The sequence below is a fragment of the Klebsiella sp. JN_Kp122 genome, from assembly GCF_040062085.1.
GTDB lineage: Bacteria > Pseudomonadota > Gammaproteobacteria > Enterobacterales > Enterobacteriaceae > Klebsiella > Klebsiella aerogenes.
The window spans coordinates 228,976-254,590 of record NZ_JBEAHW010000019.1 but is presented as its reverse complement, the minus strand read 5'-3'; the positions used below and the strand labels follow the sequence as shown (position 1 = coordinate 254,590).

Annotated in this window: 26 protein-coding genes; 12 read left to right on the top strand and 14 right to left on the bottom strand. The window is 55.1% G+C overall.

The genetic code is table 11. The annotated features are described in order from the left end of the window. Positions 1-130 precede the first annotated feature (130 nt). A complete protein-coding gene (gene mutM / locus ABLU78_RS08525) occupies positions 131-940 on the top strand; it encodes a bifunctional DNA-formamidopyrimidine glycosylase/DNA-(apurinic or apyrimidinic site) lyase (RefSeq protein ID WP_015369156.1) in 810 nt (269 codons plus the stop codon). A 78-nt stretch (positions 941-1,018) separates the two neighbouring features. On the opposite strand, the gene coaD is transcribed toward mutM, so the two are convergent. The 7 genes from coaD to rfaQ form a co-directional block, all read right to left on the bottom strand. Next, positions 1,019-1,498 (bottom strand): pantetheine-phosphate adenylyltransferase, encoded by a 480-nt coding sequence (gene coaD, locus ABLU78_RS08520; RefSeq protein ID WP_015703808.1) that lies wholly within the window; start codon positions 1,496-1,498, stop codon positions 1,019-1,021. A gap of 2 nt (positions 1,499-1,500) precedes the next feature. Beyond that, positions 1,501-2,271 carry a glycosyltransferase family 2 protein gene (locus tag ABLU78_RS08515; RefSeq protein ID WP_020077684.1) on the bottom strand — a complete coding sequence of 257 codons (771 nt, stop codon included), beginning with the start codon at positions 2,269-2,271 and terminating at the stop codon, positions 1,501-1,503. Next, on the bottom strand, positions 2,271-3,545 hold the full coding sequence (gene waaA / locus ABLU78_RS08510; protein WP_015369159.1) for a lipid IV(A) 3-deoxy-D-manno-octulosonic acid transferase: 1,275 nt from the start codon (positions 3,543-3,545) through the stop codon (positions 2,271-2,273). The genes ABLU78_RS08515 and waaA overlap by 1 nt, the downstream gene beginning before the upstream one ends. Before the next feature lie 92 nt (positions 3,546-3,637). Beyond that, positions 3,638-4,627, bottom strand: coding sequence for a glycosyltransferase (locus tag ABLU78_RS08505; RefSeq protein WP_015703806.1), 990 nt, complete (start codon positions 4,625-4,627; stop codon positions 3,638-3,640). 30 nt (positions 4,628-4,657) lie between these two features. Next, positions 4,658-5,752 (bottom strand): glycosyltransferase, encoded by a 1,095-nt coding sequence (locus ABLU78_RS08500; protein ID WP_045386555.1) that lies wholly within the window; start codon positions 5,750-5,752, stop codon positions 4,658-4,660. A 2-nt stretch (positions 5,753-5,754) separates the two neighbouring features. After that, positions 5,755-6,882: a glycosyltransferase family 4 protein gene (locus tag ABLU78_RS08495; protein ID WP_048229877.1), complete on the bottom strand. Its 1,128-nt coding sequence runs from the start codon at positions 6,880-6,882 to the stop codon at positions 5,755-5,757. Beyond that, a complete protein-coding gene (rfaQ, locus tag ABLU78_RS08490; RefSeq protein ID WP_048229879.1) occupies positions 6,879-7,955 on the bottom strand; it encodes a putative lipopolysaccharide heptosyltransferase III in 1,077 nt (358 codons plus the stop codon). Before rfaQ ends, ABLU78_RS08495 begins: the two co-directional genes overlap by 4 nt. Positions 7,956-8,066: 111 nt before the next feature. Here rfaQ and ABLU78_RS08485 point away from each other — a divergent pair, with 111 nt between their 5' ends. From ABLU78_RS08485 to ABLU78_RS08475, 3 genes are all read left to right on the top strand, one after another. Beyond that, positions 8,067-9,029 (top strand): polysaccharide deacetylase family protein, encoded by a 963-nt coding sequence (locus tag ABLU78_RS08485; protein ID WP_048229881.1) that lies wholly within the window; start codon positions 8,067-8,069, stop codon positions 9,027-9,029. Positions 9,030-9,125: 96 nt separating this feature from the next. Then, positions 9,126-9,767, top strand: a complete 642-nt coding sequence (locus ABLU78_RS08480) for a hypothetical protein (RefSeq protein WP_045386549.1) — start codon at positions 9,126-9,128, stop codon at positions 9,765-9,767. Positions 9,768-9,773: 6 nt separating this feature from the next. Continuing rightward, a complete protein-coding gene (locus ABLU78_RS08475) occupies positions 9,774-11,003 on the top strand; it encodes an O-antigen ligase family protein (protein WP_080945111.1) in 1,230 nt (409 codons plus the stop codon). 20 nt (positions 11,004-11,023) lie between these two features. On the opposite strand, the gene ABLU78_RS08470 is transcribed toward ABLU78_RS08475, so the two are convergent. From ABLU78_RS08470 to rfaD, 4 genes are read right to left on the bottom strand one after another with little or no spacing between them, the layout of a single operon-like run. Continuing rightward, entirely contained in the window at positions 11,024-11,938 is a 915-nt protein-coding gene (locus ABLU78_RS08470; RefSeq protein ID WP_045386545.1) for a sugar glycosyltransferase, read from the bottom strand. After that, positions 11,938-12,909: a lipopolysaccharide heptosyltransferase RfaC gene (gene rfaC, locus ABLU78_RS08465; protein ID WP_045386543.1), complete on the bottom strand. Its 972-nt coding sequence runs from the start codon at positions 12,907-12,909 to the stop codon at positions 11,938-11,940. Before rfaC ends, ABLU78_RS08470 begins: the two co-directional genes overlap by 1 nt. A 3-nt stretch (positions 12,910-12,912) precedes the next feature. Beyond that, positions 12,913-13,971 (bottom strand): ADP-heptose--LPS heptosyltransferase RfaF, encoded by a 1,059-nt coding sequence (rfaF, locus tag ABLU78_RS08460; RefSeq protein WP_020077687.1) that lies wholly within the window; start codon positions 13,969-13,971, stop codon positions 12,913-12,915. Positions 13,972-13,980: 9 nt separating this feature from the next. After that, positions 13,981-14,913 (bottom strand): ADP-glyceromanno-heptose 6-epimerase, encoded by a 933-nt coding sequence (gene rfaD, locus ABLU78_RS08455; protein WP_015703796.1) that lies wholly within the window; start codon positions 14,911-14,913, stop codon positions 13,981-13,983. Between the two features lie 212 nt (positions 14,914-15,125). On the opposite strand from rfaD, the gene kbl reads away from it, so the two are divergent. The 4 genes from kbl (at position 15,126) to ABLU78_RS08435 (ending at position 19,219) form a co-directional block, all read left to right on the top strand. Further along, positions 15,126-16,319, top strand: coding sequence for a glycine C-acetyltransferase (gene kbl, locus ABLU78_RS08450; RefSeq protein ID WP_015703795.1), 1,194 nt, complete (start codon positions 15,126-15,128; stop codon positions 16,317-16,319). Positions 16,320-16,331: 12 nt separating this feature from the next. Continuing rightward, positions 16,332-17,357, top strand: coding sequence for an L-threonine 3-dehydrogenase (gene tdh, locus ABLU78_RS08445; RefSeq protein ID WP_032709392.1), 1,026 nt, complete (start codon positions 16,332-16,334; stop codon positions 17,355-17,357). A 175-nt stretch (positions 17,358-17,532) separates the two neighbouring features. Then, on the top strand, positions 17,533-18,261 hold the full coding sequence (locus ABLU78_RS08440; protein WP_015369173.1) for a hypothetical protein: 729 nt from the start codon (positions 17,533-17,535) through the stop codon (positions 18,259-18,261). A 166-nt stretch (positions 18,262-18,427) separates the two neighbouring features. After that, complete coding sequence (locus ABLU78_RS08435; RefSeq protein ID WP_020077689.1) at positions 18,428-19,219, top strand: glycosyltransferase family 2 protein; 792 nt, start codon at positions 18,428-18,430, stop codon at positions 19,217-19,219. Between the two features lie 6 nt (positions 19,220-19,225). Here ABLU78_RS08435 and ABLU78_RS08430 read toward each other — a convergent pair whose 3' ends face one another. Genes ABLU78_RS08430 through gpmM form a run of 3 tightly spaced genes read right to left on the bottom strand, consistent with a single transcriptional unit; the run spans position 19,226 to position 23,002 of the window. Continuing rightward, positions 19,226-20,173, bottom strand: a complete 948-nt coding sequence (locus ABLU78_RS08430; protein WP_020077690.1) for a divergent polysaccharide deacetylase family protein — start codon at positions 20,171-20,173, stop codon at positions 19,226-19,228. A 3-nt stretch (positions 20,174-20,176) separates the two neighbouring features. Further along, positions 20,177-21,448 carry a murein hydrolase activator EnvC gene (envC, locus tag ABLU78_RS08425; RefSeq protein ID WP_032706535.1) on the bottom strand — a complete coding sequence of 424 codons (1,272 nt, stop codon included), beginning with the start codon at positions 21,446-21,448 and terminating at the stop codon, positions 20,177-20,179. A 9-nt stretch (positions 21,449-21,457) separates the two neighbouring features. Next, positions 21,458-23,002 (bottom strand): 2,3-bisphosphoglycerate-independent phosphoglycerate mutase, encoded by a 1,545-nt coding sequence (gene gpmM / locus ABLU78_RS08420; protein WP_015703792.1) that lies wholly within the window; start codon positions 23,000-23,002, stop codon positions 21,458-21,460. 246 nt (positions 23,003-23,248) lie between these two features. Here gpmM and ABLU78_RS08415 point away from each other — a divergent pair, with 246 nt between their 5' ends. From ABLU78_RS08415 to gpsA, 4 genes are all read left to right on the top strand, one after another. After that, on the top strand, positions 23,249-23,680 hold the full coding sequence (locus tag ABLU78_RS08415; protein WP_048229883.1) for a rhodanese-like domain-containing protein: 432 nt from the start codon (positions 23,249-23,251) through the stop codon (positions 23,678-23,680). Between the two features lie 104 nt (positions 23,681-23,784). Continuing rightward, a complete protein-coding gene (gene grxC / locus ABLU78_RS08410) occupies positions 23,785-24,036 on the top strand; it encodes a glutaredoxin 3 (protein WP_015369179.1) in 252 nt (83 codons plus the stop codon). Between the two features lie 59 nt (positions 24,037-24,095). Continuing rightward, entirely contained in the window at positions 24,096-24,563 is a 468-nt protein-coding gene (secB, locus tag ABLU78_RS08405; RefSeq protein ID WP_015369180.1) for a protein-export chaperone SecB, read from the top strand. Continuing rightward, positions 24,563-25,582, top strand: a complete 1,020-nt coding sequence (gene gpsA, locus ABLU78_RS08400) for an NAD(P)H-dependent glycerol-3-phosphate dehydrogenase (RefSeq protein ID WP_015369181.1) — start codon at positions 24,563-24,565, stop codon at positions 25,580-25,582. The genes secB and gpsA overlap by 1 nt, the downstream gene beginning before the upstream one ends. Positions 25,583-25,615 lie beyond the last annotated feature (33 nt).

Sequence of the window (25,615 nt, the reverse complement as noted above, 5' to 3'; positions counted from 1 at the left end):
TGCTTCATCCTTCGAGCTACAGGTGCGTTGGCTGCATGCGTTCAGCCTGGCCGCTTGCTTCGTTAAGCCTACCGGCCTCTCTTCCCGCTGCCTCCCTGTCACCCGAAACTGTGTGGTTAAGAGGAAAAAAATGCCTGAATTACCTGAAGTCGAAACCAGCCGTCGCGGCATTGAGCCGCATCTGGTGGGCGCTAACATCCTGCATGCCGTAGTGCGCAACGGGCGCCTGCGTTGGCCAGTATCCGAAGAGATTTACCGCCTCAGCGACGAACCGGTGCTGAGCGTGCGCCGACGCGCCAAATACCTGCTGCTGGAGCTGCGTCACGGCTGGATCATTATTCATCTTGGCATGTCCGGTAGCCTGCGCATCCTCAGTGAGGAGCAGCCGGCTGAAAAACACGACCACGTCGACCTGGTGCTGAGCAACGGTAAAGTACTGCGCTATACCGATCCTCGCCGCTTTGGCGCCTGGTTATGGACTAAAGAGCTGGATGGTCATCCGGTGCTGGCGCATCTCGGCCCGGAGCCGCTAAGCGATGAATTCAACGCCGACTATCTCCAGCAGCGTTGCGCGAAGAAGAAAACCGCCATTAAACCCTGGCTGATGGATAACAAGCTGGTGGTGGGCGTGGGCAATATCTACGCCAGCGAATCGCTGTTTTCCGCCGGGATCCATCCCGATCGGCTGGCCTCGTCGCTCTCGCATCAGGAATGCGAGTGGTTAGTGAAGATGATTAAGCTGGTGCTGCTGCGCTCGATTGAGCAGGGTGGAACGACGCTGAAGGATTTCCTGCAAAGCGACGGTAAACCGGGATATTTCGCCCAGGAGCTGCAGGTATATGGCCGCAAAGGCGAGCCGTGCCGGATCTGCGGCACGCCGATTATCGCCAGCAAACACGCTCAGCGCGCGACCTTTTATTGCCGCCAGTGTCAGAAGTAGTGGAGAGGGTTGGGGATTATGCCCGGCCAGATAAGCTGGCAGCCCCGCTACGCGCAGCGCGAGCGGGGGCAGGAAATGCTACTTCAGCTTATTTAACAGCGCCTGATGTACGTTAGGCGGCAGGAAGTGGGAGACGTCGCCCTGGTGACGCGCCACTTCCTTAACCAGCGATGAAGAGATAAACGACCACTCTTTGCACGGCATCAGGAACACGCTTTCCAGCGTGGGCATCAAATGGCGGTTCATGTGCGCCAGCTGCATTTCATATTCGAAATCCGCCACTGCCCGCAGGCCGCGAATTAAAATATTCGCCTGCTGCGCGCGGGCGAAATTGGCCATCAAATCGCTAAAGCCAATCACCTCAACGTTGACCAGATGCGCGGTTGCCTGCTCCGCCAGCGCAATGCGTTCATCGAGGCTAAACATTGGTTTTTTGCTCGGGCTGGCGGCGATGGCCAGCAAAACCTTATCAAACATACCCGCCGCACGGGTGACGATATCGATATGGCCGTTGGTGATAGGGTCAAAGGTGCCCGGATAGATCGCTTTTGTGCCCATAATTACACTTTCTCCGAGTAGCCGCGGCTGAGTGCCCACAGCTCGGTGTATTTATTAAACGTGTATTGCGCATTGACTACCGCCAGCAGCCAACCCTGTTTTCCATCCAGCACGCCGCCGCGCAGCAGCAGCGTTTTCACGAAGGCGCCCAGCGTATGGCTGAAAATCCCCGCCATCGAGGTTTTCTTGCCCTTCTGATGGCGCTCAAGCGCCCAGGCTGCGGCATACGCCAGCTGTTTCTGCTGGAAGCCGGAGAAGTCGCGGCAGGTCAGGTGCAGCAGATCGCCGCTGAGCGGCACGACTTCGGCGCCGAGGCTATCCAGAGATTCATGCACCAGATTATCGTTATAGCGGTAACGCGCGCGTTCGTACAGGCGCATCACCCGATCGGGATACCAACCGCTGTGGCGCATAAAACGCCCGAGGAAGTAGTTACGCCGGGCGATACTGTAGATAACGCCGCGCTGCGGCGCGTCCAGTACCTTGAGAATAGCCGCTTTCAGTTCAGGCGTAACGCGCTCGTCGGTATCAATCATCAGCACCCAGTCGTGAGTGGCGTAATCCTGTGCGCGCTGGCGCTGAATGCCATAGCCTCGCCAGTCGGTATTGCTATAGACCCGCGCGCCGAGGCTACGGGCCAGTTCGACGGTATTGTCGGTACTGCCGGAGTCCAGCACCACCACTTCATCCGCCCAGCTTACCGACGCCAGGCAATCGGCGAGCAGGTCGGCGGCGTTTTTGGCGATCATCACGACGGAGAGTCGGGTCGACATTAGTGGCTCCGCTGCGGCAGGTAGGGTTGCAGTAACTGTAGCAGACGCGACAGCGCGCCCTGGTTTTGGTGCAGCACTTCCACCGCGTGGCGGCCGTACCACAGTCGATAATCTTCGTCCGTCAGCAGGGTAGAAACCTCTCTGACCAGCGAGTCGGCGTCCGTGACGGTGATCAGGCCATCATCCTGCTGCAGCTTGGCGCAGATATCTTTAAAGTTGAAGGTATGCGGGCCCATCAGCACCGGAATAGCATGGGCGGCGGGTTCGAGCGGGTTATGCCCGCCACGTTCAACCAGGCTGCCGCCGACGAACGCCAGGTCGGCAATGCCGTAGAGCAGCATCAATTCGCCCATGGTATCGCCAATCACCACCTGGGTGCTGTTCGACGGAATTTCACCGGTGCTGCGCATGGTGAAGCTCATCCCGGCCTTTTGCACCATATCGCGAGCGTCGCCGAAGCGTTCCGGATGGCGCGGCACGAGGATCAGCAGCAGGTCGGGGAAGGTTTCCAGCAGTTTTTTATGTGCCTGCAGGATGATTTGTTCTTCGCCGTCGTGCGTGCTGGTGGCGATCCACACTTTACGGTGCGGCGCCCACTGGCGACGCAGGGTAACGGCGCGGGCCGCCAGTTCCGGGGTTACGGAAATATCGAATTTCAGGCTGCCGGTCACCGCCAGTTGGTTACGTTTGAGGCCAAGCGCGAGGAAGCGGTTGCCGTCCTCTTCATTTTGCGCGGCGATAAGCGTAATACGGCTTAACAGGCGGCGCATGAAGCCGCCGAGTTTGGCATAGCCTTTCGCGGAACGCTCTGACAGGCGCGCGTTGGCGATAACCAGCGGGATTTTACGTTTGTGCAGCGCGGCGACCATGTTCGGCCACAGCTCGGTTTCCATCACGATGACCAGTTTCGGCTGTACGCTGTTGAGGAAGCGGTTCATGGCGCAGGGTAGGTCATACGGCAGATACACGTGATGAACATCTTTACCGAAGGCAGACATCGCTCGCTCTGAGCCGGTTGGCGTCATGGTAGTGACGGTGATGGGCAGTGAGGGATAGCGATGGCGTAGCGCGCGTACTAACGGGATCGCCGCCAGCGTTTCACCGACGGAGACGGAGTGCAGCAGAATGCCATCCGGCACTACCTTGTTTTGACAGAAGCCATAACGTTCAGCCCAGCGTTTACGGTATGCCGGGGCCTTACGGCTGCGCAGCAGCAGTCGCAGCCACACCAGCGGCTGAATGAGGTAGAGTAGGGTGGTATAAAGCAATTCCAAACTATTTATCCGTTTTAGGTTTTTTGCGGGCAAATTCTAAGCATTTAACCCGCGTAAAGCTATCTCTTTGGCGGAAACCGAGGGATTTCGGCCTATGCGGCGTTGAGATAGCGCTTTATGCGCAAATAGCGGCGTCCCAGACGCCAGCGTAAACGGAACGTGCAGGCGTTAGTCCAGATCAGGCGCCAGATGCCGCGTTCGAAGAATTCTTTAATGATAATATGCTTTTTCGACTCATCTTTCATGCAGTCGAAGGTATGGATAATCCCCAACCCTTCTTTGGCTATCTGCCAGCGGCAGGCGGGAATGTGCCGTACCTTGTCTGGATAGCGCTGGTTGATGGCGCTGAGCATCTCGAGGATCTTCATATAATGGCGCGCTGAGCGCATCAGCGTATCGTCGTTGTCTGGCTTATGCGACACCGATTCCGAGTGAATGTAATAGTCGTAAAATTGCTCGCTGGTGTACTGCACACGCTCGGCGGCCAGTAACGCTTCCGTCGTCCAGGGAATATCCTGATGGCGCAGGCCCGGCTCAAAGTGGAAATGGTGCTGGTTAATAAAATCGCGGCGATAGATGTTCAACCAGGTGACGTGCAGGAACTTACGCGAGTCGAGCGCCTGCTTCAGCCAGACGTAACCCGGCAGGACGCCAGTGGACTGCAGGCGTTCCGGCGGGAAAATCGGATGAATGTCGTCGCGGCTTTCGTACACATAGCGGCCATTGCAGGTCGCGACATCAAGATTGCCCTTTTCCGCCATTTCCAGCAGCGTGCGGTACATGCCGGGATAGAACTTATCGTCAATATCCGGGAAGGCGAGGTATTTACCGCTTGCCGCCGCCATACCGGTATTACGCGCCACCGAGACGCCCTGATTCTCCTGCTCCAGCACGGTGACGTTCTGCAGCCTGTCTTTCCATTGGTCGATAACTGCCAGGCTACCGTCGGTAGAACCATCGTTCACCAGGATCAGCTCATAGCTTGCCAACTGTTGCTGTTCGAGGCATTCAAAGAATTGCGCAAGGAATTTTTCACCGTTATACACGGCGGCCACGATGCTCAATAAAGGCGTTTGACTCATAACTCATTCGATCCTGGTTAAAAAACGACGTCAGGCGTTGCGCAACTGACGGTACTGTTGGCAAATCGACTCTACGCTGAATTTTTCCAGCGCGGCGGAATCAATGGCCGGCGGGCTATGGTAAATGCTTTGCATCGTCTGGGCTAGCGCAGAACTGTTGAGGTCGGCAAGACCGCGGGACAATTCGCCGCGAAGGATCTCGCTTACCCCGCCAGGGCAGCGGGTGCTGGCGACCGGCGTATTCAGCAGTAGCGCTTCAACAATGACGTTGCCAAACCCTTCGCTGTCGGAGCTGAGCGTTAGCATTCTCGCATGTTTAATCCATGGTAGCGGGTTGGGCTGAAAGCCTTTAAACAGCACCCGATCGCCGACCTGCAACTGCTGCGCTAGTTGACGAAGCCGCTGTTCCTGTTCCGGTTTTCCCTGTCCCAGCAGCACCAGCGGCGCGTCGATGCCGCTTTGCGCATAGGCTTCAATCAGTCGGTCATGGCGCTTACCGGGATGGAAGCGGCCAACGTGGATAATATAGTCCCCTTGGGGAATATCGGCCGGCGCCTCAGCCGCCGCGCGAATGGCGGCGATATCGAACGGGTTATAGATGGTTTTAAGCTGTGCCGGGCGCAGCGCGAACTGCTCGACCAAATCCTTTCCAACCGCATCGGAAACGGTCACCACGTTGCGTCCCTGGTATACCCGCTTGATTTTCTGCTGCTTCATCCAGCGGTCAAAACCGCTGCGATGACCAAGATAAGAGGTTGAGAAAACGCCGTGCAGGCAGAACCAAACGTTGCGATTCTGTAATGCCCGGCTGCGGGCGACAATGCGATCGGTTTTGTGCAGATTCGACAGTACCAGATCGAAGCGTCCATGCTGTTCTGCTTGTTTAATCGCACGATCAAGCTGACGCGCGCGGCGGGAGAGTTCCGTCAGCTTACGCCACGGTTTGCGGCAGCGGTCGGCGATAACCTGATAATCGAGCCCTTCCGGCAGCGGATAATCGCAGACGTCGCGCAGCGAAAATAGCGATACCTGTTCGCCCTGGCTAAGAAAGTGTTCCGCCAGCGTGAGCACGACTTTTTCCGCGCCGCCGCCCGGCAGGCCGTCGATAACAAACAATATGCGCATCGTTATTTCACCAGATTCTGATAGAGAGAAAGCAGCTGCGTCGACAGTCGCGCGCTGGTGCAATCCATAATTCGTTCGCGGGCGCGTGCGCCTTCAGCGGAGCCCAGCGCGCGCGTGGGCAGCGCCATCACCGCCTGCTGTAACGCGGCAATATCCAGCGCGTCGCAAACGTAGCCGTTATCACCTTCGGTGATGAACTCCGCGCCGCCGCAGCCGGTGGTGGTGATAACCGGCAGGCCGCAGGCCATCGCTTCCAGAATTACATTCGGGAATGGATCATACAGCGTCGGCAGCAGCAGTCCGTCGGCCATCTGATAGAACGGTAGCGTTTCAGACTGCATGCCGCAGAAGCGCACGCGTTCTTCGCAGTTCAGCGATTTTGCCAGCTGTTGATAGCGGTTCTGTTCTTTGTCTTTGCCGACCACCAACAGATAACGGTCGGTGGGGGCGATGGCGCGGATTGCCGCATCCAGCCCTTTGCGTTCAAAGCCGGAACCGACATAAATCAGGCAGCTAGCTTTCAGCGGTAGCTGCCATTTAGCGCGTAATGCGGCAAAGGTTTCTTCGCCAGGCGGTAGAAACCGCTGGTTATCAATAGCGTTGTAGATGACGTGGATTTTGTCAGCCGGCAGGCCGAAGTCTTCGATGATTTCCTGCTTGATCATCTCTGCGTTGCAAATCACCCCGCGCAGAAGCGCGTCCTGATACATCTCGCGCTCCGCCTGCATCACATAACGGTGGTAGCGGTCGGCAAACAGCAGGCGGCTTTTCCAGGCCGGTAAAATGCGCGAGCGCTGTTGCAGCCAGCGGCGATGAACGCCGTCGCCGGCGCGGTACAGATCGCAACCCGGAATACGCTCATGGCTTTGCACCAGATCGAATGATTCACTCTGCCAGAGCGCGCGCGCGGCGTTGGCGAAACCGCGTTCACGGCTGATGCGCCCCCATTTGCGCGGGTTACAGATGTGAATATGCCAGTCCGGTTTAACCGGCCCTTGCCACTCGCGGGTGATGACGTTTAGTTCCAGATTAGTGCTGTCGAGGGCTTCCAGCGCGCGGGAGACAAAGCGCTCCGCGCCGCCGTCGGGGCGATACTTCTGCCGCACCAGAGCCAGCCTGAATTTACTCATGCCAGTACCTTTTTCGCCGCCGCGATGACCGCGTCGGTAGGGATTAAATCAAGATAGCGTTCTTCGGTGTTGGTGTTGATGTCGTCAGGATCGGGCAGCGGGCCGAAGTCGCCGGCCCAGATAACCTCGCCTTTCGCCTGCCACGGCCGCCAGAAGGTCAGCTTTGACGGGCCAAATAGCGCGACGAGCGGCGTACCCAGGGCTGCCGCCATATGCATCGGCACCGAATCTACGCCGATAAACAGGCGGGCGTGATCGATAACCGCCGCCAGCTGGCGGAGCGTCAACTGACCGGCTAACGAGTGCAGTCGCGCCTGCGGGCAGCCGCTGATGATGTTCTCTACCATCTGCTTTTCTTTGGCGTCAGGGCCAGAGGTGAGCACCACCGCGTAGCCTTCTGCTGATAGCGCGTTAATCAGCGCGCTCATGCGCGCTTCGCGCCAGCATTTAAAGAACCAGCGCGAGGTCGGCTGAATCACGATGTAGTTTTCCTGGAAGCCGTCCGGCAGCAGCGCGCGGCTGGTCGTCCAGTCAGATTCGCTGTAGCCCATCCGCGCCGGCGCATCATTAATCTCCAGTCCCAGCGGCGCCAGAATAGAGAGATTTTGCTGTACCGTATGCAGCTGATTGTGCTGCTGGGTAGAAGCAAGCGCGGTGTGGCAGTAGCGCCAGAACGGATGACGGCGCTTAGGGAAATCGAAACCGATGCGCGTCGGCGCGCCGGTTAATTTGCTAATGATCGCGCTGGGCCATTGATCGGCAAGGTTGAGCACCATGTCGTAGCGCTGCTGGCGCAGATTGCGGATGAGCTGCCATTCCATCTTAAGCTGATGCCGCTTGCCCTGCTTTTTCCAGCTGCGATCGATCGCGTAAATCTGGTTAATCTCCGGATTCGCCGCCAACATGTCGCGGGTTTCAGCATACAGCAGTACATCGACGCGAGCGGCGTGATATTGCTGTTTGAGCGCGTTTATCAGCGGGGTGATCAGCAACATGTCGCCATGATGGCGCAGCTTAATGACCAGGATCCGCGCCGGGTTTTGCTGGCCGGGGGAGAGGGTTTCAGGCGTCATACTCTGTTCTTCATCCAGGATAAGGGTTCCGATTCTAGGGGATCGTGCAGATTGAGAGAAGCGTTGTATTGCTCTACCATGGACCGATACGTATGGCCTGAGGACGTTTTCGTGCATAATCCCGCATTTCTCATCACGATTGATACAGAGGGTGACAACCTCTGGCAAAAAAATGACAGCATCACCACGGAGAATGCGCGCTATCTTCCGCGTTTTCAGCAGCTTTGCGAAAAGTATGGCTTCAAACCGGTCTATTTGACCAATTATGAAATGGCCATCGACCCTTTTTATATCGAGTTTGCTAAAGATGTCATTGCGCGCGGCACCGCGGAAATCGGTATGCATCTGCACGCCTGGAACAGCCCGCCGACCGAGCCGCTGACCGCGGATGACTGGCGTCATAAGCCTTATCTCATCGAGTATAGCGATGCCGCCATGCGTGAGAAGGTCGACTATATGACCCATCTACTGGAAGATACCTTCCAGACCAAAATGGTGAGCCATCGCGCCGGGCGATGGGCGTTTGACGAGCGCTACGCGCGGCTGCTGGTGGAGTACGGTTATCAGGTGGATTGCTCGGTGACGCCGCGAGTGAACTGGAAGACCGCTAAGGGCGCGCCGCAGGGCGATGGCGGTACGGACTACCGACGCTTCCCGCAACATGCTTATTTTCTCGATGAAAATGATATCAGTCGCGAAGGGCATTCCCCGTTGCTGGAAGTGCCGATGAGCATTCAGTATAAGCACTCGGCGTGGATGAATAGCGTGAAGCAGGGCTACGATCGTTTGCGCGGTAAAGTTCGTTCGCCATCCGTGCACTGGCTGCGTCCAATGGGCGGCAACGTCGAGACGATGAAGAAAGTCGTAGAACAAACATTGACTCAGGGTAATGACTACGTGGAATATATGCTGCACTCGTCGGAGTATATGCCCGGCGGCAGCCCAACCTTTAAGAATGAGCAAGATATCGAGCGTTTATATGCCGATCTGGAAGCGTTCTTTAGTTGGCTGGCCCCGCAGGTACGAGGAATGTCGTTGGCAGAATATTATAATTTCAAGAGAAATCTTACATAAAACAATCATTACTGATAGAGGTGCGGCGTTAATCTGGTGTAATATCATCAGTCGAATGAATAATTAACGCCTAAATTATTAAGATATTGAGGTTTTATGAAGATAGCAACCGTACTACGCTCTGGCGGTGATTATAACCAAAGCCATGTGCAGTGGTTATACAAACAATTGCCAGCAGACATCGAGAAAGTGTGCTTTACCGATTTAACTATTCCTGGCGTTAACACCATTAAACTAACTGAAGATTTGCCAGGTTGGTGGTCAAAAATCGAGATGTTTAATCCGGATTCTGTTGCCGAAGATATTTTTTATCTCGATTTAGATGTCGTCGTTGTCGGTGATATTAGTGATATTCTGGCAAATAAACAGCTGACCATGCTGAGTGATTTTTTCTTTCCGCAGAAAACCAAAAACTCCGCCATCATGCGCGTTCCGCATGAGGAAAAGTACAAGGTCTGGGAAGCGTTTAAGCGCTATCCGGAACTATTCATGACGCGCTATCAGAGCGGTGGCGACCAGGAGTTTATCAGCAAAATCTATCCACACGCCGCTATCTGGCAGGATATTTTACCCGGACAGATCGTTAGCTATAAAAAGCATGTCATTCATAAGAAGAAGAATGAACATGCCACCGGTGATGGCACCGTGCCTGCGGGGACGCGAATTGTCTGTTTCCATGGAAAACCACGCCCTTGGGACTGTGGTGAAGCTTGGGTGCCACCATTTGAGAAAGCTTAATTATTTATGAGTAAAGTGATGTCGCCAGTGACAATATTGCTTCTGGCAATATTGTCATGTGTTTTTGTGATGCCGGAGAAGATTATGGGTAGAAATCTCTTTTACCTGTCTTCGGTTATTACGTTAATTTATGCGGTAATTAACAGGAAACGTCTTACTTTTAAAAAAGAGGAGATGTTTCTGTCTCTGACGCTATTGATGTTAGGAGCCTCACAGCTTATTTGGTCATATCGCTTTCCGGGTAATCCGGCTGAAATTTATATGGCTGATGTTAGCTATCCTCGCTCAGGCGCTTATTTGATGATCGGCGCTGTGATGATGTTACTCTTGCCTGCGGTATTAAGGACAACAGCAATACAATATGGCAAAAGCTTGAGTTACGCATTAGTCGCGGGCTTTTCAGTATTGACGCTATACGCTTTACATTATCATTTTTTTGTTTCCGGCGATCGCCTGAGAATCGATAACTCCGCAACCTTAAGCGCCTATCTTTATACGATATACTCGTTATTGACGCTGTATGCTTTAGCTTGCGTCAATATCCGCTATCGCAACTATATTGCCAGCGGTGTGATATTTTTCTCGCTGTGGATTATTTTCCTGACCGAAACTCGCTCGGCGCTGCTTATTTATCCGGCGGTACTGCTCTATGCCCTACTGACCGGTAACGTGATGTCGAAGAAAAAATCAGCGCTGGCGTGCCTGATGCTGTTAGTTGCTGGCCTGGCGGTGATTGAGTTGGCGTTTCCCTCGCTGAAAGATCGGGCGAGTGAAGCGGTCACTGAGATCTCTGACTATCAAAGCGATAACAATACCTCGATGGGTTCCCGGCTCAGTATGTGGCATACCGGGGTCTATGAAATTATTGCTCATCCTGGTGGCGTAAGCTCGCAGCAGCGTTTCCAGATCCTTTCGCAATTGATGTATGAAAAAGAGCAGGGGAATCCCGAAGGGTTGCGCAACATTGTTTATCATCTTCATAATGATTTGATCGAAACCATGTCGCTACAGGGCGTTATTGGCGGCCTCTTCCTGCTAGCATTGTATGGCGCGATGCTGCTCTATGTTTACAGAAAGGCGACGCTGAAATGTGCATTGGTGTTTATTGGCGCGCCGGTGATTCTTTTTGGCTGCGTCGATACTCTGTTTATCCACGACAGATTTATCATTATGTTTATTGTGGCATTAGCCGTTTTCACGGCGTTATCGCCGGAAAAATCTGCAGAAGAATCGTGATGGGGTGATGAAGTGGCCGTTCAGGCCACTTCATATAGCGCTTGAGATAACGGCATTTTAGGAAATACCTGTTCAGGAATTGCGCTATTAAGGGAAAGATTAATTACCGTAATCCCCTTTGCCTGTAAATGACGGCTGGCGAGTTCAAAGGCGGGGAAAACCATACCATCTACTTTATCTGCGAGATAGGATGGAAGCTTATTGTCGCCGTTTTCATAAAATCGCGGTTGCTCAAAATTATTCATATCCAGACCGGCAATAATAATTCTGTTGAATCCCAGCCAGGCGATAATCTGCAGCGCCCAGTAAGCCACCGTTCCCGCATCAAATATCCCTTTGCGAATATCGGTTGAGAAACCAATATGGCTTAAGTGCTGGTGCAGGAGCGCACTTGGGGAACGGCTAAAGGCCGTCGCGATATCGTTACCGGGGATTTTTGGCTGGTAAATCTTATAACAGGCATCTTCAATCAGGGCGAGTCGACACTGAATATTGTTGAGTCCGATGCGCTCAATGATTTTGGCAATACCGTGGGTAGTGGTAAAAAAGAGGATCCGTGGATTGCTGACAATACCGGCGATAACCTCGGGTTTACGGTCAAAAAACTCCATATCAACGATCAGATACAGAGAAAACCCTACCTTTCCTTCGAGAAAGTAAGCGCCGTTGACGCCCATTACCGGCAACGATGACGGGATAATCGAAAAATCGACATCGTTGATCGATGGACCGGTCGCGGTGAGCAGCATTGGCCCGGAGAAAGCGTCTTTTAATTCACTTAGGCTACACAGCGGTACCGATTCGCCCTTGTATTGTAAGGCACAAATTTCACCACTTTCCGCCCGGCGGATTTTTACCCACGGCCACAGGTTCTCATTGTGGCGATAGGCGCGCGGGCGGGTATAGCGATAAATTTGCTTAAACAGCGATCCCATTACACGAGTCCCTGTGCTTGCAACAGTTGCTGAACATGCTCAGCGGTAATATCGCTGGTGCTGTTGCCGTTTGGCGGCCGGACGATATGCTGATTTTTACCATATCCGCCAATCAGTCCCGGATCGGTTGGGCCATAGAGCGTGAAATTGGGTTTATCGAGCGCCGCGGTCAGATGGCTAAGGCCGGTGTCGACGGAAACCACGCCGCGTGCGCCAGCCAGAATCTGGGCGACCTGCTCAAGACTCATGCGCGGCAATACGTCGACGTTCTTGCGCCCTTCCGCCAGCCGTTTTGCCCGCGCCTCTTCATGCGGCGCGCCCCACGGCAGTTTGATCCGTACGGCGCTATCTGCCAGCAGATCGAGAAGCTCTTGCCAGCGCGCTTCCGGCCAGTGTTTATCATCGCGGGTGGTGGCGTGCAGGAAGACCAGATACGGCTCTGCTACCGGTGAGTCGGGGCGAATAAAGTGGCGCGCGATGGCGTAATCACCCTGCGTCTGCGGCCGGGCATAGCCGAGGCTTTTGGCGAACAGTTCGCGCGTACGCTCTACTGCGTGTTGCTCGACAGCAATATGGTGGCGACGGTTATAAAACAGGCTTGCCAGCGGCTCGCGGGCGGACTGCCAGTCCATGCCATGTTTGATGCCGTGCGCCAGACGCGTCACCAGCGCGGCGCTTTTCACCAGCCCCTGGGCATCGATAATAGCATCGTAGTTGACGGCCTTTACGGCCTCGCGAAAGGCTTTTCTTTCCGCTTTGATAGGCGCGGAAAACCAGGCTTTGCGCCAGCGGCGAATCGCCACCGGAATCACCCGCTCGACGGACTCATGCCATGAAGGGATCTGTGCGAAACCCTCTTCAACCACCCAATCAAAGCGGATGCCGGGAATGGCCTGCGCAGCATCGGTTAGCGCGGGCAGCGTGTGTAGTACGTCGCCCATGGATGAGGTTTTTACGATCAATACCCGCATCCGTTACGCTTCCTCGTGCTCGGTTTTTTCCGCTAACAGTTCGTTCAGCTCCTGCAAGACGCGTTCTGGAGTGATGTCGATCAGGCTCTGATGATAACCTTCAGCGGCATCCCCTTTGCGCACTTTGTGGTAGCCGCTAATCAGGCGAATAACGCGCGCTTTATGCGACAGCGGCGGGGTAAAGTCCGGGCTGCTCGGGCCGTACAGCGCCACCAGCGGACGGTCCAGGGCGGCGGCAACGTGCATCAGCCCCGAATCGTTGCTGACCACGGCCTGACAGGCGGCAATCAGAATCACGGCCTGTTCCAGCTGGGTTTCGCCAGCCAGGTTACGGCACCAGGCCTGCTGCTCGCTGCTGAGCGCGGCGATGATCTCTTTGCCGGCATCGTTATCTTTTGCTGAGCCGAAGAGCGCTATCTGATAACCATCGTCAATGAGCTTTTTCGCCAACGCGGCGTAGTGATAATGCGGCCAGCGTTTTGCAGGGCCGAATTCCGCGCCGGGGCAGAAGCCGATAATTGGCCGATCGTTTGAGAGATTAAAGGCGTTGCAGGCCTGTGATTTTTCGCCGTCGTTGACCTGCAGGTGCGGCCACAGCAGCGGCTGTGGAAGGTCTTTAGCGCAGCGCATGACGCCGTTATCGTAGGCCAGCGCCACGTAGCGCTCCACCATCAGCGGCCAGGCGTCTTTATCCAGCACGCGGGCGTCGTTGAGCAGGCCGTAGCGCATTTCGCCGCGCCAGCCGGTGCGCAGCGGGATGTTGGCAAAGAAAGGCACCAAGGCCGATTTAAACGAGTTCGGCAGCACATAAGCGCGATCGTAACGACGATCGCGCAGGCTGTGGCCGAGTTTACGGCGTTCGCCGATAGCCAGCGCGCCGTGGCCCAGCGGCATGGCGATCGCTTCATTGACTTCCGGCATGCGCGATAACAACGGACGGCACCATGCCGGCGCCATCACGTCGATAATCGCCTGGGGATAGCGCGCCCTGAGCGTACGATAAAGACTTTGCGACATCATCATGTCGCCCACCCAAGACGGGCCTATCACCAATATTTTCATGCTTGTTTCTTACGCGTCGCGGTTGAGCCAGGCCATATATTCCGTTACGCCTTCGGCAACGGTTTTGAACGGTTTGTCATAGCCCGCTTTACGCAGGTTAGTCAGATCGGCCTGGGTGAATGCCTGGTAGCGGCCTTTCAGTTTGTCCGGGAACGGGATGTACTCAATGCTGCCTTTTTTATGGAAAGCCAGGGTCGCATCGGCGACCGCCTGGAAGGATTCCGCGCGGCCAGTACCAAGGTTGAAGATACCGGAAACGCCATTTTCCCAGAACCACAGGTTCACCGCGGCGACGTCGCCGACATAGACGAAGTCGCGTTTGAATCCATCGCTGCCTTCGAACAGTTTCGGATTTTCGCCATTATTCAGCTGGGTATTGAGGTGGAAGGCCACGCTCGCCATGCTGCCTTTGTGGCCTTCGCGCGGCCCGTAGACGTTGAAATAACGGAAGCCGACGATCTGCGAATCTGCTTCCGGCAGGATCTGACGGACGTATTCGTCGAACAGGAATTTTGAGTAGCCGTAGACGTTCAGCGGTTTTTCGAATTCGCGGGATTCGATAAAGTCGCTGGTGCGCCCGCCGTAGGTAGCGGCGGAAGAGGCGTACAGGAACGGGATTTCACGCTCCAGGCAGTAGTGCAGCACCTCTTTGGAGTACTGATAGTTGTTATCCATCACATACTTGCCGTCCCACTCGGTGGTGGAAGAGCAGGCGCCTTCGTGGAATACCGCTTCGACCTCGCCGAACTCTTCGCCAGCCATAATCTGGATCAGAAAATCTTCTTTATCCATGTAGTCAGCGATGTCCAGATCCACCAGGTTTACGAATTTGGTGCCGTCTTTCAGATTGTCTACAACCAGAATATCGGTGATGCCTTTGTCATTCAGGGCTTTAACGATGTTGCTGCCGATAAAGCCTGCGCCGCCGGTTACGATGATCATAACTGTACCTTTGAAGTAGAGGGTCCGGAGACAATCCGGACACGAATACTCATATCATATCACTACATCCGAAAGGCTTCAGCCATTCGCCGAAAAGGTGCTGGCTGCGCGTGATTTATGCTGCAAATAATTCATTCAGGCATGCATCATCTCGTATCAACGTATAGCTTTGGGTAATATGTGCCAAATTTTGCTGAATCTGGAGAGTTGCAATGCGTGGTGATTTCTATAAACAGTTAACCAATGACCTGGATACCGCGCGCGCGGAAGGGTTGTTTAAAGAAGAGCGTATCATTACTTCGGCTCAGCAGGCGGACATCACCGTCGGCGACAGCCACGTCATTAACTTCTGCGCCAACAACTATCTGGGCCTGGCGAACCACCCGGAACTGATCGCCGCGGCGAAATCCGGCATGGACAGCCACGGCTTTGGGATGGCCTCGGTGCGCTTCATCTGCGGTACCCAGGACACGCATAAGCAGCTTGAGAAAAAACTGGCGGATTTCCTCGGTATGGAAGACGCGATTCTCTACTCCTCTTGCTTTGATGCCAACGGCGGCCTGTTTGAAACGCTGCTGGGGCCGGAAGACGCCATTATCTCTGATGCGCTGAACCATGCGTCGATCATCGACGGCGTGCGCCTGTGTAAAGCGAAGCGTTTCCGCTATGCCAACAACGATATGCAGGAGCTGGAAGCGCGTCTGAAAGAAGCGCGCGAAGCTGGCGCTCGCCACGTGCTGATCGCCACCGATGGCGTTTTCTCCATGGACGGGGTGATCGCCAACCTGAAAGGTGTCTGTGACCTGGCGGATAAATATGATGCGCTGGTGATGGTCGATGATTCTCACGCCGTGGGCTTTGTCGGCGAAAATGGCCGCGGTTCCCATGAATATTGCGACGTGATGGGCCGCGTCGACATCATTACCGGCACGTTGGGTAAAGCGCTGGGCGGCGCGTCAGGCGGTTACACCGCGGCGCGCAAAGAAGTCGTTGAGTGGCTGCGCCAGCGTTCCCGTCCTTATCTGTTCTCCAACTCCCTGGCGCCGGCTATCGTCGCCGCTTCTATCAAGGTGCTGGAGATGGTGGAAGCGGGCAGCGAACTGCGCGATCGCCTGTGGGCTAACGCGCGCCTGTTCCGCGAAAAAATGACCGCCGCAGGCTTTACCCTCGCAGGCGCCGACCACGCAATCATCCCGGTGATGCTCGGTGAAGCCACCATCGCGCAGGAATTCGCGCGTGAACTGCAGAAAGAAGGTATTTACGTCACCGGTTTCTTCTATCCGGTGGTTCCAAAAGGCCAGGCGCGTATTCGCACCCAGATGTCGGCGGCGCATACCCCTGAACAAATTGAACGTGCGGTGGAAGCCTTTACCCGCATCGGCAAACAACTGGGCGTCATCGCCTAATAAGGGTGTGAGATGAAAGCGTTATCCAAACTGAAAGCGGAAGAAGGCATCTGGATGACCGACGTACCGGAACCGGAAGTCGGCCATAACGATCTGCTGATTAAAATCCGTAAGACCGCGATTTGCGGTACCGACGTGCACATCTATAACTGGGACGAATGGTCGCAGAAAACCATCCCGGTTCCGATGGTGGTAGGTCATGAATATGTCGGTGAAGTCGTGGGTATCGGTCAGGAAGTTCGCGGCTTTAAGCTTGGCGATCGCGTTTCCGGCGAAGGGCACATCACCTGCGGACACTGCCGTAACTGCCGCGGCGGTCGTACCCATCTGTGCCGCAATACCATCGGCGTGGGGGTAAACCGCCCGGGCTGTTTCGCTGAATATCTGGTGATCCCGGCCTTCAACGCTTTCAAAATCCCGGATAATATCTCTGACGATCTGGCATCCATCTTCGACCCGTTCGGCAACGCTGTGCATACCGCGCTTTCCTTCGACCTGGTCGGTGAAGATGTTCTGGTTTCCGGCGCTGGCCCGATCGGCGTGATGGCCGCGGCGGTGGCGAAACATGTCGGCGCGCGTAACGTGGTGATTACCGATGTTAACGAATATCGTCTGGAGCTGGCGCGTAAAATGGGCGTCACCCGCGCGGTCAACGTGGCGAAAGAGAATCTTAACGATGTGATGGCGGAGCTGGGGATGACCGAAGGCTTCGACGTGGGTCTGGAGATGTCCGGCGCGCCGCCGGCGTTTCGTACCATGCTCGATACCATGAACCACGGCGGACGTATTGCGATGCTGGGTATTCCTCCGTCGGATATGTCTATCGACTGGACCAAGGTCATCTTCAAAGGGCTGTTTATCAAAGGGATTTACGGCCGCGAAATGTTTGAAACCTGGTATAAGATGGCGGCGCTGATCCAGTCTGGCCTCGATCTTTCGCCGATTATCACCCACCGTTTCGGTATTGATGACTTCCAGAAAGGCTTTGACGCGATGCGCTCCGGCCAGTCTGGCAAAGTGATACTGAGCTGGGATTAAGCGAATTATCGTCAGGATGACGATAATAAGCATTCTTGCTGCCCATGAATCATGGGCAGCTTATCCTTTTCATATATATCGATAATAAAGTTATTGTTATTACTACGGTCACTATTGAACTGGTGTCGGGTTTATTTATATTCTGCCATATCTTCATATAACAAGGATGAGATATATGGCACACCCTATTTTTATCAGCCGTCTTTGGCAATTGAAGAATATTATCTTGCCGGTACTACTGCTAATGGTAAGTTTTGGCATTCAGGCTGAGCGCAGGCTTGAGCATGGCGTACTGCAAGCCTACTGGAAGGCGCAATGGAGCGATAACGCGACCATTAATGTTCCTGCCCTCGGATTTCGCTATTATTGGCTGGATGACCAGGGGAAATTAAAAAAAGTCATCAATATATATGTTAAGGGAACGCTGAAAGAACAGTTGCTGTTTATTCGGCAGAACTTTAGTGATATCCCGGAAAATTTTATCAAATTTCGCGAGTGGTACGTTAACCAGCAGGGTAGTCTGCTGGTTAATAATATCGCGCAGTATACCGAATGCAGCAGTGAGAATTATAGCGCCGTATTGCTTTCTTTTGTTCCTGTGCAAAATAAACCTGCATCAAATATAGACGATATGAATGCTCAGGTCTCCTGCGGCGGGGACGGGCGCTATCCCTGGTTAACGACATATCATTTACAGCATGAATGGAATCAGCTTTCATTCAAAGAATGGCCAGATGATAATGCGAATAATACATATTCCGTTATGGCTGATGACGTGGTGGTGAAAATACGCACTATTAACAAATACTGGATCTATGCCGCTCTTTACGATGACAGCAAAGCGGATCGTATGAGTGACAAACGGGGGTACATAAGGAGAGGGCATCTCAAACCAGATAACTGACACCCGGTGGTATCGGGCAATGTGATGAAATTTATCTCAAGGTAGATTTATTTAGATTTGGATAACATTTCTAAAATAATACGTATCTATCGCACTATTTCTGCATCGATTTTTTACCTATTCGTTTATACAGTTAGTTTACTCTTCGTTTAATCGCATAAACACTATGTTTAAACTCTCAGTATGCTTGCTGACCTGTAATTCGGCCCGCTTATTACGGGAAGTATTGCCGCCGTTGTTGCGGGTGGCAGATGAGTTTATTGTCGTTGATTCCGGCAGTATGGATGAAACGCTACAGATATGTCAGCAGTTTGGCTTAACGGTTCACCATCACCCCTATGCCGCCCACGGCATGCAGATGAACTATGCGACCTCGCTGGCGACTCATGACTGGGTGCTGTGCATGGATAGCGACGAAATCCTCGATGATGAAGTGGTTGCGGCGATTCTTGCGCTTAAGGCGGGAGAGGAGCCGGATCCGACCTGCGCGTGGCGCCTGCCGCGCTACTGGTTCGTGCTTGGCGAACAGGTGCGGACCATCTATCCCATCTCATCGCCGGATTACCCGGTACGTCTGTTCAACCGTCAGCGGGCCAGTTTTAACCAGCGTCCGGTAGACGATCAGGTGGTCGGCCATCTGACCTCGACCAGGCTGCCGGGCTTTGTCCGCCACGATACCTTCTATTCACTGCATGAAGTGTTTAACAAGCTCAACAGCTATACCACCCGGCTGGTGAAGATGCAGAAGGTCAGGCCGTCGCTCAGCCGCGGGATTATCAGCGCCATCGGTGCGTTTTTTAAGTGGTATTTATTCAGCGGCGCCTGGCGTAGCGGCAAGGTGGGGGCCGTAACCGGTTTGTACGCCACCTTGTACAGCTTCATGAAGTATTTTAAAGCCTGGTATGCCTACAATGGTAAGCAGCAGGGAACCGTGACGGAGAAGCGCACGGATCCCTGATGAAGATTAGTTGGTGGGGCTGTCCCAGCCCTGCCATTTCAACTGGTAATACTGGACCAGCGCGCTCTGGCTGATGCTTTCGCTGAGGATGCTAAAGAAGCGGCTGGCGTTCACCGGCTCCAGCGGACGCTTCGGTTTGCAGTACTTCACGCCATGGAACGGGTTACGCGGCTTCTGCTGTTGCGGCGCGTTTGGTTGGACGGGCGTGTTCGGCGTCGAGTTGTCGACCTGCGGTTCGTTCAGCAGATTACTCGGGCGCACCAGCGTGATATCAGGCGGCAGGTTATAGACCATTTGCTGTAGTACCCGCACCGTTGAAGGATGCGGGTGGCCAATGGCGATCGCCGAACCATTACGCCGCGCCAGTGCGATGGCGCGATTGAACTGAGTGCGGATGTCCGCCTCGTTCTGGGTGTCGTCGAGAAACACTTTGCGTTTAATCACCTTCACGCCGGTACCCTGGGCGGCGCGCATGGCCTGGGTGTTGCCGATGGTCACGCTATCGAGAAAATAGAGATTGTAGCGTTCCAGCGCCTGCATCACCTTTTGCATGCCGAACAGGTTTGAGGTCATGGCGCTACCCATGTGGTTATTCAGCCCGACGGCGTAAGGCACTTTCCCGTAAGCCTCACGGATAATACGTTCGATCTCATCGCTGCTCATATCCGGGCGCAGCGTGTCTTTTTCCAGCGGTTGCTTGCTGAGCGGCGCCATCGGCAGATGGATCAGCACTTCATGGCCCAGATTATGCGCTTTAGTGGCCATTTCCCGGGCGTGGGGGGCATTCGGCAGTACGGCGACGGAGATGGTGGGCGGTAGCGCCAGCACCTTATTTTCCGTCTGCGGACGGTAGCCGAAATCATCGATAACGATAGAGAGTTTACCGGCAAAAACCGGCGCAGCCATAGCCAGCGAACCGGCTACAGCAAGTGCAATCATGCGAAATTGAAGCAAAACTTATCTTCCCAACCACGGCTGTGGATTGACCGCCTGACCCTGGCGGCGAATTTCGAAATAGAGCGACGGACGACCCTGACCGCCGCTACTGCCTACCAGCGCGATAGCCTGGCCCGCGCGGACCTGGGTACCGACGCTGACCAGCGCGCTTTGGTTATAGCCGTAAAGACTCATGTCGCCTTTGCCGTGTTCAACGACCACCACCAGGCCGTAGCCCTGTAGCCAGTCGGCGAGGATCACCCGGCCATCGGCAATGGCTTTGACTTCGGTGCCTTCAGACGCAGCGATAACCATCCCTTTCCAACGTAGTTCACCTTGCAGCTGTTCGCCATAACGATGAAGAATTGTTCCGCGTACCGGCCAGAAGGCCTGCCCGCGCGGCGCGCCGAGGCCGCCGGTTCGCGACATCAGCGAACGTTCGCTTTCGGTTGGTTTATAGGTGGTGCCTTTGCGCGAGGCCTCCTGCTGGCGGTCACGTACCGCCTGGGCATCACGAGCCTCGCGGTCGGCGCGGGCTTTGGCTGCCGCTTCCGCCTGGGCGATGCGGCCGCGCAGGCGCGATTCGTTAGCGCGCAGTTCGCTGAGCTGCTGTTGGCCTTTCTGAATGGAGGATTCGAGGCTGGAGAGCGTCTTTTTACGCTCGTTGCGCGCCTGCTCAAGCTTGGCCTGCTGCGCTTTTTGCTCGTAAACCAGCGTTTGCTGCTGGCTTTGTTTTTCTTCCAGCATCGATTTCTGCACCGCGACTTCTTCGCGCGTCTGCTTGAGCTGGGCGATGGTTTCCTGACGGGCCTGGTTAAAGTAACCAAAATAGGCCTGCAGGCGCTGGTTACGCTGCCCCTCTTCACCACTGAGGATCATCTGCATGCCGGTGTGCGGCCCCTGGCGGAACGCGGCGTCGAGCTGCGCGGCGAGATTCCGTTCCTGGGAGGCGCGCTGGCGCTCCAGCTTAGCGATAGACGCGTTCATATCGTCAATCTGCTTATTGAGCTGATTGAGAGTATCCTGAGTTTCACGCAGTTTGCGCGCGGCGGCGGAAATGGCCTCTTCCTGCGCTTTTAACTGGGCGAGCAGGGAGGCGCGTTGCTGCTGCTGTTGCTTAATCGCGCGCTGTTTGGCGGCGATATCGGCCTGAATGGATTTCAACTGGTCGCGGTCATCGGCGTGAGCGGATGCGGCGCACAGCAATACGCCAGCGCTAAGCGCGCTGGCGTAAAGAACGGATCGAACAGCCGTTGCGATCCATGTATTTGAATAAGTCGCCTTTCCCCTCATGGGGAAGGATTATTCCACGATGAACAGCGGCTTGCCAGTCATCTCTTGCGGGATTTCCATTCCCATCAGCGACAGCATGGTTGGCGCGATGTCGGAAAGCTTGCCGCCTTCGGCCACTTTCACCGTTTTGTCGCCAACGTAGATCAGCGGAACCGGCAGGTTAGTATGCGCGGTGTGCGCCTGTCCGGTCGCCGGATCGCGCATCTGTTCGGCGTTGCCGTGGTCGGCGGTGATCAGCAGCTGGCCGCCGACGGATTCAACGGCCGCGGCCACTTGCTCAATGCAGTGATCCAGCGCTTCAACCGCTTTCACGGCGGCTTCCATCACCCCGGTATGGCCTACCATATCGCCGTTCGGGTAGTTGCAGATGATGGTGTCATACTGACCGCCTTTGATGGCCGCAACCAGTTTCTCGGTCAGCTCGGCGGAGCTCATTTCCGGCTGCAGGTCGTAAGTGGCGACCTTCGGCGAGTTAATCAGAATACGGTCTTCGCCTTTGAACGGATTTTCTACCCCGCCGTTAAAGAAGAAGGTCACGTGCGCATATTTCTCGGTTTCGGAGATGCGCAGCTGGGTTTTGTCGTGCTTCGCCATCCACTCGCCGAAAGTGTTCACCAGTGAAGCTGGTGGATAAGCGCAAGCGACTTTGATGTCGGCGGCGTATTCGGTCAGCATCACGAAATCGAGGTTAACCACTTTCTTACGCGCGAAGCCGTCGAAGTCGGCGTTAACGAAGGCGCGGGTGATTTCGCGCGCGCGGTCAGCGCGGAAGTTCATGAAGATCAGCGCGTCGCCGTCTTCCATTGCGGCATCGGCCTGGCCGGCGGCGCGGATAACGGTCGCTTTGACGAACTCGTCGTTTTCGTCACGGGCGTAGGCTGCCTGCAGGCCCGCCACGGCGGTATCGGCCTGGAATTCGCCTTTGGCCAGCGTCATCAGGTCATAGGCTTGTTCTACGCGATCCCAGCGGTTGTCGCGGTCCATGGCGTAGTAGCGGCCAATGATAGAGGCGATACGGCCTTTGCCCAGCGCGGTGAATTTAGCTTCGAATTTAGCCAGCGTGGCTTCAGCGCTGCGCGGCGGCGTGTCGCGGCCATCGAGGAAAGCGTGCAGATAGATTTTCTCTGCGCCGCGTTCCGCGGCCAGTTCTACCATCGCCATGATGTGGTCTTCGTGGCTGTGAACGCCGCCAGGCGACATCAGGCCCATGATGTGTACCGCTTTACCGGCGGCGACGGCTTTGTCGACCGCGCCGGTCAGCACCGGGTTGGCAAAGAAGGTGCGTTCTTTGATTTCAACGTCCAGACGGGTCAGATCCTGATACACGATACGGCCCGCGCCGAGGTTAACGTGGCCCACTTCGGAGTTACCCATCTGGCGGTCAGGCAGGCCGACTTCCAGACCGGATGCATCAATCAGGGTGTGCGGGCGTTTTGCCCACAGTGCGTCCATTACCGGCGTTTTCGCGCTATAAATGGCGTTATCCTGCTGGTCTTCACGGTAGCCGTAGCCATCCAGAATCACCAGTACCATAGGTTTTTTAGTAACCGACATTGCGACAACCTCATGCTCAAAGACAGAAAATTTGCGTAATTTTACTACAGCTGAATCGATCAAATCACCGTAAAAGATCAAAGAAAGGGAAGGGGTGACGCCACAGTCGATGGCGAAGTCGGTTTTTTTTTCGTGACGGGCCGCAGAAAATACATTACATCGCGCTCACTGGCTGTATTTGCCGCAATGCACAGGTATACTCCTTCCCTGGTTTTTTTATCACTTAGTCGGGAGTTGTAACCCCCCATGCAAGAAATTATGCAATTCATCGGCCGTCACCCGGTCCTGAGCATCGCGTGGATCGCGCTGCTGGGTGCGGTACTGTTCACCACCTTTAAAGGCTTGATGTCAAAAGTTAAAGTCATTACTCGTGGTGAAGCGACGCGTCTTATCAACAAAGAAGAAGCCGTTGTTGTCGACCTGCGTCAGCGTGACGACTTCCGTAAAGGCCATATCGCCGGCGCTATCAACCTGCTGCCTGCCGATATCAAAGCAAATAACGTCGGCGAGTTGGAAAAACACAAAGCACAACCCATTATTGTTGTGGATGGGTCCGGCATGCAGGCGCAAGAACCTGCCAGCCTGCTGAATAAAGCCGGATTCGAAAAAGTCTTTGTACTGAAAGAAGGTATCGTAGGCTGGAGCGGCGAGAACCTTCCGCTGGTACGCGGCAAATAATTTACCCCCGCGTCGTTATGGCGCAGCGGTTCCCCCGATAACCTCTCAGGCGGCGGGGAGCCTCTGCGGCGTAAAATCCCTCGGGGTAAAAACAGGAGTGAGTCATGGCCAATATTGAGATCTATACCAAAGCGACCTGCCCGTTTTGCATCCGTGCTAAAGCGCTGCTGAACAGCAAGGGCGTGACGTTCAACGAACTGCCTATCGATGGCGATGCCGCAAAGCGTGAAGAGATGATCCAGCGCAGCGGCCGGACGACGGTTCCGCAGATTTTTATTGATGCGCAGCACATTGGCGGCTGTGACGACTTGTATGCGCTTGATTCACGTGGTGGACTTGATCCCCTCTTGCGCTAATTTTTACGCTTTCCCCATCCAGGGGCGCGTATTTAAGGACAACACGAAAGGGTTTTACTATGTCAGAACAAAACAGCACCGAAATGACTTTCCAGATTCAGCGCATCTACACCAAAGACGTTTCCTTCGAAGCGCCAAATGCGCCGCAAGTTTTCCAGAAAGATTGGCAGCCGGAAGTTAAACTTGATCTGGATACCGCTTCCAGCCAACTGGCTGAAGGCGTTTATGAAGTGGTGCTGCGTGTCACCGTAACGGCATCGCTGGGCGAAGAAACCGCATTCCTGTGCGAAGTACAGCAGGGCGGTATCTTCTCCATCGACGGCATCGATGGCAACCAGATGGCGCACTGCCTCGGCGCGTACTGCCCGAACATTCTGTTCCCGTACGCTCGCGAGACCGTTACCAGCCTGGTTTCCCGCGGCACCTTCCCGCAACTGAACCTTGCGCCGGTGAACTTTGACGCGCTGTTTATGAACTATCTGCAACAGCAGGCTGGCGAAGGTGCTGAACAACATCAGGATGCCTGATGAACGCGCTTAATGCTGCAATGACTGTGATCGGTGCCGGCTCTTACGGCACCGCTCTTGCCATCACCCTGGCAAGAAATGGCCACGAGGTTGTCCTCTGGGGTCATGACCCGAAACATATCGCGACGCTGCAACACGATCGCTGCAACGCCGCGTTCCTTCCCGATGTGCCCTTCCCGGACACGCTGCGCCTTGAGAGCGATTTAGCGACGGCGCTGGCCGCCAGCCGCGATATCCTCGTGGTGGTGCCGAGCCACGTCTTCGGCCAGGTTCTGCGCCAGATTAAACCGCTGATGCGTTCCGATGCGCGTCTGGTGTGGGCGACGAAAGGTCTGGAGGCCGAAACCGGCCGTCTGCTGCAGGACGTGGCGCGTGAAGCGCTAGGCGATGACATCCCATTAGCGGTCATCTCCGGTCCGACTTTTGCCAAAGAGCTGGCCGCCGGCCTACCGACGGCGATTTCGCTGGCGGCGACGGATCCGCAGTTTGCAGAAGACCTTCAGCGCTTGCTGCACTGCGGTAAAAGCTTCCGCGTCTACATCAACCCGGATTTTATCGGCGTGCAGTTGGGCGGCGCGGTGAAAAACGTTATCGCCATCGGCGCCGGGATGTCTGACGGCATCGGCTTTGGCGCGAATGCACGTACGGCGTTGATCACCCGTGGGCTGGTGGAAATGTCCCGTCTCGGCGCGGCGCTAGGCGCCGATCCGGAAACCTTCATGGGCATGGCCGGGTTGGGCGATCTGGTACTGACTTGTACCGATAACCAATCGCGAAACCGCCGTTTTGGCATGATGCTCGGACAGGGCATGGACGTGCAAAGCGCGCAGGACAAGATTGGCCAGGTGGTTGAAGGCTATCGCAATACCAAAGAGGTTCGCGTTCTGGCGCAGCGTTTAGGCGTCGAAATGCCAATAACCGAGGAAATTTATCAGGTATTGTATTGCGGAAAAATTGCGCGCGAGGCAGCATTGACCTTATTGGGTCGCGCACGCAAGGACGAACGCAGCGCCAACTAGCCGCAGGGAAAGTCTGTTACCTGTATGACCCGG